The organism is Neptuniibacter sp. UBA6509, from assembly GCA_002435145.1.
Taxonomy (GTDB): domain Bacteria; phylum Pseudomonadota; class Gammaproteobacteria; order Pseudomonadales; family Balneatricaceae; genus Neptuniibacter.
Genome location: DJLT01000122.1, coordinates 71,962 through 87,650, shown reverse-complemented (window position 1 = coordinate 87,650; position 15,689 = coordinate 71,962). Strand labels below are relative to the sequence as shown.

Genomic DNA, 15,689 nt, shown 5'->3' with positions numbered 1-15,689 from the left:
TCTTATTTCTTATTTCTTATTTCTAGTTTCAGGGTGTATAGAATCTATTTGCTTTGTGCTGGCATGGCTGGTCCAGATTATAGCGAGATCTTCATATCTGGTTGAGTGTAAAGCTTTATTTAGAGGTATTCAGGGTTATTTAGGTCAAGTGTGGGTTAATGAGGGTTATGTCGAGAGCTATTAAAGGGGGGGGAGGCGAGAATCAATAAGGGCGGTGAGAAGAGGAAGGGTGAAGATAATAAAAAAGGCCGCTACTCTGGAGAAGGGGGGACAGAGTAGTGGCCTAGGTTCTAGCTTTTAAGCGGTAGTAATTACCAGCTTAGAGCAGCACCGATAGCGATCTGGTCAGTTTCGTTGCCAGAACCAGTTTCAGACTGGTCGTATTCAGCAATCAGTTTAAGGCTGCTGTTTACGTCATAGAAGTAAGCGATAGACTGCATTTCTTGTGCGTCTGCGCCGTTAACTTCAGTTTCGCCATGAGAAAGAACAACGCGGTGGCCGTTAGCACCGTAAGATGCTTGAACTAGGTAACCGTCAGAGTCTACGTTGCTGCCAGTAGTACGGTCAGCAAGAACTGAGCTGATGCCTTCCTGATCGAAGCCAGAAGCTGTGAACTGGAAGCCAGCCATTGCGATACGTGCGCCGTATGCAAGACCTTCAACGCTACCGCCATCAGTGTTAGATTCGCCAGAAGCGCCGCCTAACCAAGCTTTGAACATGCCGCCATCAAAATCAGTAGTGTAAGTTGCTTCAGCTTCAAAACGTGCATCTTCACCAGCACCAGCAGTTTCGCCAGAATCTGGGTCTAGGATACCTACAGCAACCTGGAAACCGTTGTTTACAGGAGAGCGGTAAGTGATCTGTGCATTTGGAGTAGCGTATGGGTAGCCTACAGAGATGTTACCGAAAGTAACGCCGCCAGAGTTGATCTGTGGAAGACCAGTACCTAGTAGTAGCTCATCAGAGAAGATGTTTGTACGAGCGTAAAGGCCGAAATCCTTACCGAAAAGAACCTGACCGAAATCGCCATCTACAGTTCCGTAGAACTGACGAACGTCGATAGCAGTGTCTGTAACGCTGTTAGTACCATCGTTGATAGTAACCCAGAAAGACGAACGACCGCCTACTTTAAGATCATCGATCTGTTTAGATACGTTAAAGCCGATCCAGTTTGGTAGGAAGCCCATGCGTACACGAGACTGATCGCCAGCAGTATCATCGTCTGTGTTTACGTAGAAAGCGTTGAAATGACCGTCTGCAGAGAAAGTCGTGCCATCCTGATTATACAGCTCAATTGCAGCGCTTGCTTGTGCGCTGATACCCATTGCTACTGCTACTGCTAACAGTTTAGCTTTATTGTTCTTCATGTCGCCCCCGGGAATACCGAAATTATTTTTTGTTAAATGTTGCAGCGATTATCAATAAGTCGCCCAGCGAGTAGTATCCGGCATAAGCGCTGATCTAATAGAACCTTGGTTTAGGGTGCTAGCAGGGTCTTGAGTATTACTTCTAAGGTGCTGCTTTGGCTTTGGGGGCGATGTATAGGTGCTTTGTGTGCATTATTAGGGGGCATGTGGGGCATTTTTTAAAGATAAAAGCCCTATTAATGAACACGTTTTTGATAAAGCATTATCCGGGATTATAGAAGGGTGTAGATGGCTTCTCTAGTCAGAACTTATGTCTGTTGGATACGAATGTATGTCTTTTGGATGTGATTAAACAGTAACTTTACGTAATTAAAGTCAATCTCAAGTATCTGGTGACTAGACCGCGACCAATCTCCTTTATAAAAGTTTGTTTCCAATTTTAATACTTGCACTGAATCATATATGCGAACATATTTCACATGTGTAGTATTCAGTGCTTAGATAAGTCATATTTAGTTTTGCCTTACATTTTAGTCCTAGAAAAATTATCTAGAGGAACAGTATTTTGATAACCACTCCTGCCTTTATCACTGCTGCATCTTACAGCACTGATCCCAAAGTTGCGGCTGAAGATCTTCGTAATCAATTTAATGAGCTTGACTTGAAAACTGTCATCTTTTTCTGCTCGGCTGAATACGACCTTCCTGAATTAGCTAAGGCTTTAAACACTCAGTTCGTCGATATTAATGTGGCAGGTTGTACAACTGCAGGAGAGATAACCCCATTAGGATACGGTCAGGGCTGCATTACTGCGATAGGCTTTAGTGATGTGGATTTTGCTATACATGCTGAGTCAATTGAGTGTTTAAACAATTTCAGGTTAACGGACGCGCAAACACTTGTAGATAAACTGATCTCTGGTTGTAGAAAGCACCAAATTGCACCTATTAAGGGTAATACGTTTGCGCTGACACTTCTTGATGGTCTTTCTATTCAAGAAGAGAACGTTCTGGTTACCCTCAATTCCGCGCTAGGTAGCATACCCAATTTTGGTGGGTCGGCTGCAGATGACATTCACTTGGCTAAAACCCATGTCTTCTTCAATGGGCAATTTCATACGGGTGCTGCGGTCGTCATGATGTTCAATACTGTTTACGATTTTGAAGTGTTCAGTACCCATCATATGCAGCACAAGGACATGAAGCTGGTTGTTACCTCGGCAGATGCCGAGGAACGATGTGTTTATGAACTTAACGCGGAACCAGCTGCTTTGGTTTATGCGGAAGCTATTGGCATGCCTGTTGAAGATTTAAGCCCCGATGTCTTCGCCCTTAATCCTATAGCGGTGAAGCTGGGCGAAGAATTTTATGTTCGCTCTATTCAACAGGTGACTGATGATCTGAGTTTGAAGTTTTACTGTGCAGTGGAAAATGGAATTGTGCTAACTGTTATGGAGTCCGGTGATCTGATCGGTAATTTAAATTCCACTCTTGATTCTATCAAAGCTCAAATAGGTGAACCGCAGCTAATCATCGGTTGTGATTGTTTTTTAAGGCGCCTAGAAAGTGAGCAGGACGGTTATTCAGAAAATGTTTCACAGCTCTTAAAAGATAATAATGTCATTGGATTTAATACTTATGGTGAGCAGTTAGAGGGTTTGCATATTAATCAGACCTTCACTGCGGTCGCTATAGGGAGAAAGCGACATGGCTGATTTAGAACTTGAGCTGCAAGTTAAAAAGCTTCAAGAAGAAAACGCTAAATTACGCAAAATCAACACCGTCTTAATAGAGCGTGTAGAGGCCGGTGGCAGTCAAGGTGCTAATCCATATTCTGCATTTGAACATTCGGTTGTGCTGGCCGAACAGGTCCGAGAACGTACAGAAGCATTGCATCATGTGTTATCAGAGCTTAAATCTAGTCACCGGGATCTGAAAGAAGCCAATGATCAAGCAGCGATAGCAAATCAGCGTGTAGTTGATGCTATAGAAAGTATATCTGACGCTTTTGTGCTTTTTGATCGAGAGAGAAAGATTGTTCTTTTTAATAGCAAATTTAGCCGGGTGTGGGCTACAACAGGAATTGATATTAAAACGGGCACCACAATACAAGATATCTCACGACTTGCGCGTATTAGTGGCCTGATTGATGAAGAGTACCCAGCTACAAATGTTGGAAGTAAAGTTTATCGGCTTAATAATGGTCGATGGGTACAAATGTCTGAGCGGCCGACACAAGATGGTGGCTTGGTAATACTATATACAGATATAACTGCACTTAAAGAGCGTGAAACAGCAGATAAAGAATTTGCCTTAGAACAGAAGACATTGCTACTCCAGCGAACCGTAGATAATTTATCTCAGGGGGTCGTATTGGTTACCCCCGAAGGGCGTGTTGAATTATGGAATGGGCGTTTTCTGGACCTCATGGATGTTGATGTCGAGCAAGTTAAATCCTACCCCCCATTCGCTGCTTTAATGCTAGATAATCATGCTATTTTGCAGCATGCTTTAACCGCTGCTCAGCAAGGAGAAGTGCTAGCCTCGGAACAGAAAGGTCGTTTAGGTCAGGTTATTGAGGTTAGAACTCATCCCATGCCTAAGGGTGGCTTTGTTAATACATATACCGATATTACTGAGCGGCACCGCTATGCAGAATCACTTCGCCAAAGTGAACAATGGATTCGCCTAATTACCGATAACGTACCTGCATTAATCGCTTACCTTGATAGAGATCTACATTATCGGTTCACTAACAAGGTTTACAATGAATGGTTTGGTAAAGCGCACGATTCACTTAACGGTGAAAGTATTCATGAGGTATATACTGATGAGGAGTTCGCTGAGTTAGAGCCTTACATTGCTCGAGCGCTATCAGGTGAGAATGTAACCTTTGAAGTATGGCAGACGAATGCCATAGGTGAGCAGCGTTATCTGTTGAAATCTTATGTTGCTAACTTAGATCAAGACCAGAAATCTGATGGTTTCTTTGTCATGATTCGAGATATCACTGAGCGTCGACGCTCAGCTGAAGCACTTGAGCTTTCACATCAGCTGCTTGAGGAAAGAGTTGAAGAGCGTACTTCTGCATTAACCTCGTTAAATAAACAGCTAAGGTCAGAAATTACCGAGCGTGCAGGCGTCGAAGCTCGTTTGCGAGAAGCTAAATTAGAGGCTGATCAGGCCAACTTATCTAAGACAAAGTTCTTAGCCGCAGTGAGTCATGATCTGCTACAACCCTTAAATGCAGCTCGTCTGTTTTCCGGCGCTTTGTCTGAGGAGATTAAAGAACCTAAACATTGCAGCCTTGCTAACTCAGTATCAAATTCACTTGATGATGTTGAATCTTTACTCCGTACCTTGGTTGATATTTCTAAATTGGATGCGGGTGTCGTTAAGGCAGATGTGGTCACTTTTAATCTGCAAGGGTTGTTTGAGACGTTATCCGCTGAGTTCTCACAGTTGGCTGGGGCAGAGGGGCTTGAATTTAGATGCGTCAATAATCGATCGGTTGTGCGTTCTGATTCACAACTATTAGCGCGTATTTTGCGTAATTTCCTGACTAATGCCATTCGTTATACTGAGAAAGGCAAGCTGCTTCTAGGCTGCCGTCGTAAAGCAGATAGCCTTTGGATTGAGGTTTGGGATACCGGACGTGGAATACCTAAAGAGAAGTTGTCAGAAGTTTTTCATGAGTTTAAGCGCTTACAGGAAGACCGCCCAGGAGAGGAGAAAGGCTTAGGGCTTGGGCTTGCGATCGTAGATAAAATATCTAGAGTGTTGGGCCATCAAATACGTGTGGATTCAATTGAAGGTCGTGGATCTGTATTTGCTGTTGAAGTCCCTCTCGGGGATGAGTCACCGATGATGGTAACAGGCCCTCATATGCCAATTGTGGCTGAATACCTCACCAATGCCAATGTATGGTTGATTGATAACGATTCTGCGATATGTGAAGCAATGGACCTTTTGTTAACCGGATGGGGGTGTAATGTGGTCACAGCACTTTCCGTTGATGATTTAAGAGAAAAGGTCGATTTTAAACAGGATCCAGTTGATGTCTTGATTGCTGACTATCATTTAGATAATGGTCAAAATGGAATTGATGCTGCTCGAGTAGTGACAAAGGAGGTTACGCACAATCTGCCTGTTCTCATGATTACAGCAAACTATAGTAAGGAACTGAATCAAGAGATACGGGATCTTGACTATATGTTGGTAAATAAGCCTGTTAAGCCTCTTAAACTTAAAACGACGTTGATACATATGCTCGGGTGAGTCTGGTAATAAATCAAGTATCTAGCAATTAAATTTTTTGAGTTGGATTCTGATAAAGTGGGTTTTATAAAATAAGTTATATGACCCGCTTTTCAACGTTCCCGTACAATTTAGAATGATCTATGACAAAAGCCCTCGTGCTTGTCGGAAAAGGCATTGTTGTAATTCTCAATTAGGCGAGTTACAAACTCATTCCCCTTGGCTGATTAGAGTCAATTAATAATAAAGTGCTATCTGTATTTATTTGATAATGAACCGCGGCTATCTTGATTATGCGGCGTGGAAATCGTCCTAACTAAGTTCATCGAGTGAAAAGTTCTTTTTTCTTAATTTGACCAGTAACTCGTTAAAAGGGACAGGGCGACTAAAAAGGTAGCCCTGTAAATACTGTACCCCAAGCTCTTTGAGAATAATCTCTTGATCGATGCTTTCGATACCTTCAGCTACGACAGAGTAGTTAAGGTCTCCGCCCATTACCATCACCGCTTTTATGATGGCACCGCCATTTGAATCTAGTCTATTGATGAAAGAGCGATCTATTTTAACGACATGTACGCCAAAGTCTTGGATCAAAGACAAGGAAGAGTAGCCGGTTCCAAAATCATCGATCGAGATAAATATCCCCAATGCTTGCAGCTGCTTCAGAGCTGCAATGATCTTAGGTTTATCAGTAGAGAAGACGGATTCAGTGATCTCAATGCAAATATTTGAAGCCTTAACATCATATTTAGCCAACAATTTTGCGATACAGTTAACAAATTTAGGATCGTCGAACTGGATCACTGAGACATTGATACAAACTTTTACGTCAAACCCTTCTCGTTCTAGAGTTTTTTGCTGTTTTATCGATTCATCTAATACCCACTGCCCAATGCTCCGTATAGAACCATTTCGTTCTGCTATAGGTATAAATATGTCTGGAGGAATTTGCTCACCATCTAAGTTCCAGCGGAGTAAGGCTTCAACTGCATGGTATCTATCGTTTTCTGCATCGATGATAGGCTGGAAAACTAGACTTAATTGTTGATTAGATATGGCACTTGTAATGGCTGTTGAAAGATAGAATTCACTTTGAACTTTCTTAGCCAATGTATTATTGAATACGACATAGTCGCCTTTATCATCATGTTTATTGCTATACATTGACACATCCGCATAACTGATAAGCTCTGATAAGGTCAGACTATGGGTAGGGTACGTAGACACCCCTATAGATACGTCCATATCAATAGAGTAATCATGAATATGGAAAGGGGTGGCAAATAGATGGCAAATAGACTTTGCTATAGTATCAATCTCATCTGCTTTATCGGTTTTTGCGAGTAGGATAAATTCATCACCCCCCCAGCGAGAAATGATAGCTGTCTGGGCAAAAGTTGTTTGCAGTCGTCTAGACAGCTGTCTTAATATCTCATCACCAATGTTATGACCAAAATTGTCATTAACTGGTTTGAATCCATTCATATCAATAAAGAAAATGGAGAAAGGCTGCTTACTTTTTTCGTTAATACAAGCTTCAGCCTGCTTAATGAAGGCCGAACGATTGAGTAGATTGGTTAAAGAATCAAGTTGGTTTAGCTTAACAATCTCCTGAGTTCTGGTTTCGACCTCATGCTTCATATTATTAAGCAGATTCTTGTGTTTGTAGCGCAGACGTATTGAGTCTTCTGTATAAGTGGCGGCTTTCAGCGCTGTAAAAAACATAACAATTGAGAAAGCGATGCCTAAAAAACCAATCATCTGATGTTCTGAGTTACCTGCTATTGCGACCAGTAACGAATAGGGAAGCAGTAATATCTGAGTGTATGACAAGACAACAAATCTATCTGCAGAAAGCACAGTGGCTGAACCACCAGCCATTGCAGATACAATAATCCAAGAAACTGATAATTCATAAAGGTTGGAATTGGAATAGAAGTAAAGGCAATAAAAGGACCATAGAAAAGCTGTTAGCAAGGCTCCAGATCTGAAGCGATAGAGATGCCTAATATTATCTAATGTGCCTTTATCCTTGTGTCGAGACCATGTAAGGCTATCTAACAAGCGGATTAGCATCAACAGAGATATACTGACCCACCAAATTACTTTAGTTGGATCTTCATTAGTATTATCAAAGCCGAAAGCCAATCCAGTCGCGGCGATAAATGTAATTACTATACCAAAATATGCATTTCGGTATAAAAGATTTAGCCGAGCATTGAGCTCTAGATTCTCATTTGGATACAAAAAAAATCCTTACATATCATGTGAATTGCTAATCGTTAACTTGTCGATCTATACATTTATTATTATCATTATTTATGCGCACACTTTACGTGGAGTGTAGCTTTCATGGCGCTGCTGCATTTTGCTCTCTGTATAATAGAGCAAAATGAGTACTTAATGGCTCTAGTGATTTTTTGAGGCCTTATTTGGTAATTTTTTTAAAGAGTGAGTATTGCCATTGTCTTATAGCTAGAACCATGGTTGTTCCACTTTTTTTATCCGCAGGCACATTTTGATCCTCCTGCATAAGATCGTTGAATTCAGAGGCTAGACGCTCCATTTTCTTTTGTAATCGTGCATTGGAACTATCGGTCAATATCGCATTGGACACGATCAGTTTTTCATTAGCTTTATCAAATCTAGAACTAAAGAAATCTTGTTCTACTTTCTCTTGGAAAAATTGCTGTATAGGACCGTTAGGCAACCAGTGAAAGTTTGGAGCGACTAAGAGCTTCACTCGATTGTTTGGTAATAAATCAATTATCTTTAAACGGTCGAGTTTGGCGAGTTTCTGAATGCCGTCGGCTTCAGGAATATTGTAGTTATGTAGTATCTCTTCATAGGACATGCCACTGATGACACTCACAGTGATCAGTAGAAGGATCAGATCGCTAGCAATCTCTTTTTCCTGCTCACGGCTTAACTGAATAAGCTGGCATTGATTCTTACTCATGCGCTGTACGAGCTCAGAAAATTCTAAGTTCAGCATGTCACATATCAATTCTATACGTTGCAGGGTGAAGTTTTTATCAGCAAATAAGCGCTTAACCGATGCTTCACTTAGATCTAGAACGTTAGCAACATCAACGTAAGTTTTCCCTTGAGCTTTAAGTTCACGCTTTAATGTCTCAATCAATGGACCTGCTTGCGCCATGATAACTTCCTTAAAAACGATAACAGTAATGTGCTACTTATACAGAATTTGTTACTCAAACCCTCATATTATAGAAAATCCACTGACTCGGTTAGCTACGGATGAACTATTTAAGCAAGCCTATAGTTGAATAAAAAGCGTAAAGTGCTGGTGTTGAGTTTTAATCATTAACTTCCATTAATAATGGAATTTGCGATAAAAGCACTAATTATATGGCCGCCTATTTCATCTGATGCCTATTCACTGTATAAGGACACCATGAAAATCCCTAAAAGAATTAAACCACTTGTTGAAGATGGGCTCGTCGATGAAGTCCTTCGTCAATTAATGAGTGGCAAAGAGGCAGTTGTATACGTGGTCCGTTGTGGATCAGAGATCCGCTGTGCCAAAGTTTACAAAGAAGCAGCCAAGCGAAGCTTTAAACAAGCGGTTCAATATCAAGAAGGTCGTAAAGTTCGCAATAGCCGTCGCGCGCGCGCGATGGAGAAAGGCTCTAAATTTGGTAGAGACCAGCAAGAAGCCTTATGGCATAACGCTGAGGTGGATGCGCTCTACAAATTAGCCGATGCAGGCGTTCGGGTTCCGACTCCATACGGTTGTTTTGATGGCGTACTTCTTATGGAGCTAGTCACAGACGACAGTGGAGAGGTTGCGCCGCGTTTAAATGATGTGGCAATGTCGGCCGAGCAAGCCCGTGAAGATCACGCTGTTATCATTCGTGATATCGTTCGTATGCTTTGTGCTGGACTTGTACATGGTGACTTATCAGAATTCAATGTGCTGGTGGACTCCTATGGCCCTGTCATTATCGACCTTCCACAAGCCGTCGATGCAGCGGCTAATAATCATGCTGAGTGGATGCTAGAGCGAGATATCAATAACATGCGTAGTTATTACGGTATGTATGCACCTGAACTGTTACAGACGCAATATGCCAAAGAGATCTGGGCTTTGTATGAAGAGGGCAAGCTAGAGCCTGATACAGAACTCACAGGGTTATTTGAAGAGACGACAGAAGCGGCTGATGTTGATTCGGTTTTACTGGAAATTAAAGAAGCCTTTGCTGAAGAGCAAGCACGCCTTGCACGTATTAGCGATGCGGAAGAGCCAGCGTAGGGCTTTATTGCTTTAAACGCTACTGTTATGAGCTCCTGTTTTGAATACATGAAAAGCGCTTTTGATACGCTCTTGGATAAGATCTATCAATAATCGCGGCTTTTAAGTAATCCTAGCATTGAAACAGAGTTCTATTTATAGCCTAAGTAGAACTCTATCCTTCCTGATTAACACCCTTATCGTCTATATGTGAAACATGGTTTGGCATTTTGGCATGCTCAAACTTACTTAACACTAATGTCAGCAAACTTTCGGCTGCCGGACTTAAAGATCGACCTTGGCGGCTAATGATGCATATCTCTCTTTCTAAACGTGGTTCTTTAAGAGGTATAAATCTGAGATTAGAAAAGGCGCTGGTGCTCGCGGCTAGCGCGGGCAGAAGAGAAACCCCCAATCCGGTTTCAATCATCTCTGCTAAACCTGCTGGTGTTGAAACTTCTACTAATGAGCCGCTTAACCTTAAATCAAGACTGAACTTTCTCTCTAAGTTATAAAGCTGGGCCCGGGTACCTGTATCTTCGGTTAAGTGTACTTGTGGCAGTGCGGCTATATCTTGCCAAATAAGCTCTTTTTCATCTGATAATGGATGAGATAAAGGCAAAACTACGCCATAGCTGTCGACTAATACCACTTGATAGTTTAACTCTGGGAGGTTTGAGTGGTTGCTTCCAATACCAAAATCCACATCGTTGTCTAATACCCGTCTTTCAATACCGTTGGCATTGTCATCTCTTAGGTAAATACCAATTTGGGGATGATCATGATGATAGGATTTAATGATCTCAGGTAGGATGCGCCCAATCATAGATGGCGAAGCAGCGATGCCGACTTGACCTTTTTGTTGCGAAGTTGTCGCTTTAAGATCATTAAAGGCGGTATCAAAATCAGAGATAAGCTTTTCAGCAACGGGGAGAAAGCTTTCACCTTCACCGGTTAGCAGCACTCGGCGGGTTGTCCGGTCAAATAATCTCAGTCCGGCTTGCTCTTCAAGTTGCTTAATCGTGGCGGTTAATGTGGATTGCGTCACATGAAGTGCTTCTGAGGCACGCGTAAAACTGCCATTCTTTGCTATTTCAGTAAACGCACGCAGATGTCGGATCGATATATTATTCGTCATATTCGATTAATTAATTGAATTTTATCGTTTGATTGATAAATAACAATTCTGCATCATAGCGCCACAGATGACAAATTTGAGCAATGCTAGCGGATCAGTCTGATTGTTGAGCTAATCAGCCCCGCGATATAGCAGCACCACGATATAGTAATCATAGCACTGAGGTAACCCTGATGATCCCTCGTCTTTCACAAGTCGAAACAACTGAAGCCCTATATCTAGATTTCATCGACGCATTAAAGCTGAAAGGCTTTATGGGGGATCTAAACCCCGACTATGCCAATCGGATTGTATTATCTACAGATAATAGTATTTATCAGATGTTGCCTCAGGGCGTGTTATATCCTCGCAGCGCAGAAGATCTTGTACTTATCTCAACCTTGGCTGACGAAAGCCGTTTTGCTGAAGTGAAGCTCAGCGCGCGCGGAGGCGGTACAGGAACAAATGGTCAATCTTTAACTGATGGTTTGATCGTTGACGTATCTAAGCATATGAATACCGTGCTGGAGATAAACGAAGAGGAACGCTGGGTGCGTGTACAATCCGGCGTTGTTAAAGATCAGCTTAATCGTGCGTTAAAGCCGTATGGACTGTTCTTTGCACCAGAGCTTTCTACCAGTAACCGAGCGACTGTTGGCGGAATGATCAATACCGATGCCAGCGGTCAGGGCTCTGTTATGTATGGAAAAACCCGTGACCACGTTTTAGAGCTGAACTCTGTTCTTCTTGGCGGTGAGCAATGGTGTTCAAAGCCTCTCAGTGATGATGAGCTGGCTGAGATCAAACAGCGTGAAGACCGTATCGGTGAAGTACACCGTTTAGTCGATAACGTTTTTACTGAAAATAAAGATCTGATTGATCAAAAGTTCCCTAAACTCAACCGCTGTTTAACCGGTTACGATCTTGCCCATATCCGGGATGAGAACGGTCAATTCAATCTAAATTCAGTTTTATGCGGGGGAGAGGGCTCGTTAGCGTTTATAACGGAAGCGAAATTAAATGTACTCCCTATCCCAAAATTTGCTGCATTAGTTAACATTAAATACGATAGCTTCGAGTCTTCCCTGCGTGATGCAACAGACTTAATGGAGTGGAACCCAACATCGATAGAAACCATTGATTCTAAAGTACTTAATTTAGCAATGGGAGACATTATTTGGGATACGGTCAGCGCTTATTTCCCCAGCGAAGCGGGTGAAGCTGAGATCCAAGGTATTAACCTTGTCGAATACACATCTGATGATGAGCAAGCCCTTAAAGCCGATGTGGAGAAGCTAGAAGCACATTTAAAAGCCGTAGCAGGGCAAGCAGGTAAAAGCTTTGGTTTCTCCGTTGTCTATGGCAGTGCCGAGATCGGTAAAGTCTGGGCGATGCGTAAAAAAGCAGTTGGGCTATTAGGTAACGCGAAGGGGCAAGAGCGTCCAATCCCATTTGTTGAGGACACCGCAGTACCGCCTGAAAACCTAGCGGACTTTATTATGGAGTTCCGTAAGGTACTGGATGATCGTGGGCTGGCTTACGGCATGTTTGGTCATGTGGATGCTGGTGTACTTCATGTTAGACCTGCAGTCGATATGAAAGATACTGTCCAGGAGTCATTGATACGTGAAGTCACTGATCAGGTTGTAGCGCTCACGGTTAAATATAATGGTTTATTATGGGGCGAACACGGTAAAGGGGTTCGTTCAGAATACTCCCCTGAATTCTTTGGTGAGCTCTATCCGCAACTACAAAAGATTAAAGCTGGTTTTGACCCGCGTAATCAGATGAATCCGGGCAAGATCGCCACTCCAGCCATTGATGGAGCCGAACTGCTTAAAATCGACCAAGTGCCTACACGCGGCCAGTTTGATCGCCAGATCAGTGGTGAGGTTCGTGAAGAGTATGATTCCGCAATGTTCTGTAACGGTAACGGAGCATGCTTTAACTATGATCCTAACGATGCGATGTGCCCATCTTGGAAAGGTACACGCCAGCGTATTCACTCTCCTAAAGGCCGCTCTTCATTGATTCGTGAATGGCTACGTTTGGTTGAAAAAACGGGCACAAACCTTAAAGAAGAATCACGTAAGGTTAAAAACAGCTCCTTCCTTATGACATTGCCGAGTCGTATTAAAAATACACTGGCGAAACGCAAGGGTGAGGATTACGACTTCTCTGATGAAGTGCATGAATCCATGATGGCGTGCTTAGCTTGTAAATCTTGTGTCGGTCAGTGCCCAATCAAAGTGAATGTACCAGATTTTAGAGCGCGCTTTTTAGAGGTCTATTACGGGCGCTATCTGCGTCCAGCTAAAGATTACATGGTAGGTAGCCTTGAATATATGATCCCTTGGTTATCTAAGTTCCCTGCGCCTTATAACTGGGCGATGAAAAACCGTGCACTTAAAGGGATCTTCCGAAAACATGTAGGTATGGTCGATAGCCCTACGATCTGCACTAATAGCTTGATCTCAGGGATGAAGGCACGTGGTGTTGCTTTCGCGACTCCGAAACTTATTGAAAGCTTACGCCCGGAAGACAGAGAAAACGCGGTCATTATCGTTCAAGATGCGTTTACGAGTTATTTTGAAACCCAGCTTGTTTTAGATCTTGTGGATCTCCTAACAGGTATTGGCTGTTATGTTCTAATGGCTCCGTTTAAACCTAATGGTAAGCCTTTGCACGTTCATGGTTTTATGAAAATTTTTCAAAAAGCCGCAGAATCCAATGGCGCTATGCTCAAAGCATTAGATAATACTGGTGTGCCTCTCATTGGTATTGATCCATCAATGACACTCACTTATCGCCAAGAATACGGCTATGTGATCCCAGATAAAGACCTACCGAAAGTGCAGCTTTTGCAAGAGTGGTTGGTCACTCAGAAGCCTAAATTAGAAGCGTATAAAATGGCTAATACATTGAGCGGTGAGTTTAAGCTTCTTGCGCACTGTACCGAGAAAACCTCTGCCGCGCCTTCTATCCGCCTTTGGCAGGATATCTATAAGATGATGGGGCAAACGCTTGATATTCAGGCTGTTGGCTGTTGCGGAATGTCTGGTACCTATGGCCATGAAACACAGAACTTTGAAACCTCAATAAATATCTATCAGTTGAGTTGGTCTGAGGTGATTAATAATCCTGAGAATAAGGATAAGTTGGTCGCGACAGGTTACTCATGCCGTAGTCAGGTTAAAAGAATGGATGAACAGGAAATACCTCATCCAGTACAAACGTTACTTCGAATCTTGAGAACAAAGTCGGCTAAAAACTAAAGCTTAGGTATGAATCCCTTGGATTATAATATTTAAATAAAAATGCAGCCTTTGGCTGCATTTTTTGCTTATAGAACTCTGAATCTTTTAATAACTAATTGAGTGGCTGCGCATTTCTCGGTAAATGCCGAAAAACAAAATCAGTGATACCTTGCTCTAACAACCATGATCTCTTTGCTTTAGCTTCACTCAATGTTTCATACTGGCCATAAGATAGGCCAAGTAGATCATTACGCATTGTAAACAACAGTAGTTCTGAATCATCTGGGAATTGCTTGATCGCATGCTTCCTACTGCTTATCTTCTTATAAGCACCTAACTGAATCGTGTAAACCGCATTAGAAGTGAGGCTAGATACTGTAACGGATGATTGCACTTTATTCGTTGTTTGCGCTACAGGCGGCTTATAAATCACCTTAGTACGAACAACCGTTGTAGGTTTTCTAATATGCTCTATCACTTGAACTTTAGTTAGCTGTTTAGCCGAATTAGATGGTTGCTGAGGAGATGGTTGTGAGGGAACAACTGTATCAGCATGCTTAACTGTAACCGCTTTGCTCGACTGCACTTGTGTTGATGTCATCGAAGGAGTGGAATCTGCCTTTGTGCTAGAAGAGGCCATACCTATAGCTGTTTCTTTTTGAGTTGTTACTCTTGTGTGCTCTCTGGGCGGGGAAGGTACTTCACAATCAGGATTGCTTAGTCCGCAAATAAGTTGGTCTTTTTGTGAGCAGGCAGACAAAAGAACTGTGCTCCCAATGAGTAGAATGAAAGGTAAACTAGCTCCTTTTAAAAACATTTTATTCATTCCTTTAAAATTTACTGCCTAAGATGTAGTGCAATTGCGTAATGAATCAGCGAATATACCTCCTTTTATGATAGACAGCACCCTAAAGTGTGCCATTAACCTAATTGAGGAGTTAACCGTGGAAGATCTTCTACCTGAACTATGCGACCAATTTCCTGACCTAGTGCAGGTTGTCGAACCAATGTTTGGTAATTTTGGTGGCAAAGAACGCTTTGGCGGTGAGATCGTCACGCTAAAAGCTTTCGAAGATAATTCACTCGTTCGTGAGCAAGTTGCACTGCCTGGTAAAGGCAAAGTGCTTGTTGTCGATGGTGGCGCTTCTATGCGTCGCGCTATGCTTGGCGACATGCTTGCAGAGAAGGCGACTGTAAATGGATGGGAAGGTATCATTATTTATGGCTGTATTCGTGATGTAAATGCAATCGCTGATCTTAATATCGGTGTACAAGCATTAGGTGCACACCCAATGAAAACCGAGAAGAAAGGCCTTGGTGAGCTTAATCTAGATGTTACTTTCGGTGGTGTTACTTTCCGCTCAGGTGAATACGTATATGCGGATAATAATGGCGTTCTAGTTTCAGCAGAAAAGCTTGAGCCGTCAGAAGGTTAGG

The 15,689-nt window shown here is 42.5% G+C and carries 10 protein-coding genes; 5 read left to right on the top strand and 5 right to left on the bottom strand.

The window, feature by feature from the left end; translation table 11 throughout:
• Positions 1-311: 311 nt before the first annotated feature.
• Complete coding sequence (locus B4K11_RS16775) at positions 312-1,367, bottom strand: porin (protein WP_292948868.1); 1,056 nt, start codon at positions 1,365-1,367, stop codon at positions 312-314.
• 565 nt (positions 1,368-1,932) lie between these two features.
• Here B4K11_RS16775 and nosP point away from each other — a divergent pair.
• Together nosP and B4K11_RS16765 are read left to right on the top strand one after the other, a co-directional pair.
• Positions 1,933-3,081: a nitric oxide-sensing protein NosP gene (gene nosP, locus B4K11_RS16770; RefSeq protein WP_292948871.1), complete on the top strand. Its 1,149-nt coding sequence runs from the start codon at positions 1,933-1,935 to the stop codon at positions 3,079-3,081.
• Positions 3,074-5,644: a hybrid sensor histidine kinase/response regulator gene (locus B4K11_RS16765; RefSeq protein WP_292948874.1), complete on the top strand. Its 2,571-nt coding sequence runs from the start codon at positions 3,074-3,076 to the stop codon at positions 5,642-5,644. Before nosP ends, B4K11_RS16765 begins: the two co-directional genes overlap by 8 nt.
• Positions 5,645-5,935: 291 nt before the next feature.
• Here B4K11_RS16765 and B4K11_RS16760 read toward each other — a convergent pair whose 3' ends face one another.
• Positions 5,936-7,870, bottom strand: a complete 1,935-nt coding sequence (locus B4K11_RS16760; protein WP_292948876.1) for a putative bifunctional diguanylate cyclase/phosphodiesterase — start codon at positions 7,868-7,870, stop codon at positions 5,936-5,938.
• Between the two features lie 181 nt (positions 7,871-8,051).
• Positions 8,052-8,783, bottom strand: a complete 732-nt coding sequence (locus tag B4K11_RS16755; protein WP_292948879.1) for a helix-turn-helix domain-containing protein — start codon at positions 8,781-8,783, stop codon at positions 8,052-8,054.
• A 258-nt stretch (positions 8,784-9,041) separates the two neighbouring features.
• Here B4K11_RS16755 and B4K11_RS16750 point away from each other — a divergent pair, with 258 nt between their 5' ends.
• Positions 9,042-9,899: a PA4780 family RIO1-like protein kinase gene (locus tag B4K11_RS16750; RefSeq protein ID WP_292948882.1), complete on the top strand. Its 858-nt coding sequence runs from the start codon at positions 9,042-9,044 to the stop codon at positions 9,897-9,899.
• 154 nt (positions 9,900-10,053) lie between these two features.
• On the opposite strand, the gene B4K11_RS16745 is transcribed toward B4K11_RS16750, so the two are convergent.
• Entirely contained in the window at positions 10,054-11,016 is a 963-nt protein-coding gene (locus tag B4K11_RS16745) for a LysR family transcriptional regulator (RefSeq protein ID WP_292948885.1), read from the bottom strand.
• 173 nt (positions 11,017-11,189) lie between these two features.
• On the opposite strand from B4K11_RS16745, the gene ydiJ reads away from it, so the two are divergent.
• On the top strand, positions 11,190-14,270 hold the full coding sequence (gene ydiJ, locus B4K11_RS16740) for a D-2-hydroxyglutarate dehydrogenase YdiJ (RefSeq protein ID WP_292948888.1): 3,081 nt from the start codon (positions 11,190-11,192) through the stop codon (positions 14,268-14,270).
• A gap of 94 nt (positions 14,271-14,364) precedes the next feature.
• Here ydiJ and B4K11_RS16735 read toward each other — a convergent pair whose 3' ends face one another.
• Positions 14,365-15,069: a hypothetical protein gene (locus B4K11_RS16735; RefSeq protein ID WP_292948891.1), complete on the bottom strand. Its 705-nt coding sequence runs from the start codon at positions 15,067-15,069 to the stop codon at positions 14,365-14,367.
• Between the two features lie 127 nt (positions 15,070-15,196).
• Between B4K11_RS16735 and rraA the strand changes: the two genes are divergently transcribed.
• Positions 15,197-15,688 (top strand): ribonuclease E activity regulator RraA, encoded by a 492-nt coding sequence (rraA, locus tag B4K11_RS16730; protein WP_292948894.1) that lies wholly within the window; start codon positions 15,197-15,199, stop codon positions 15,686-15,688.
• The last annotated feature ends 1 nt before the right edge of the window (position 15,689 follow it).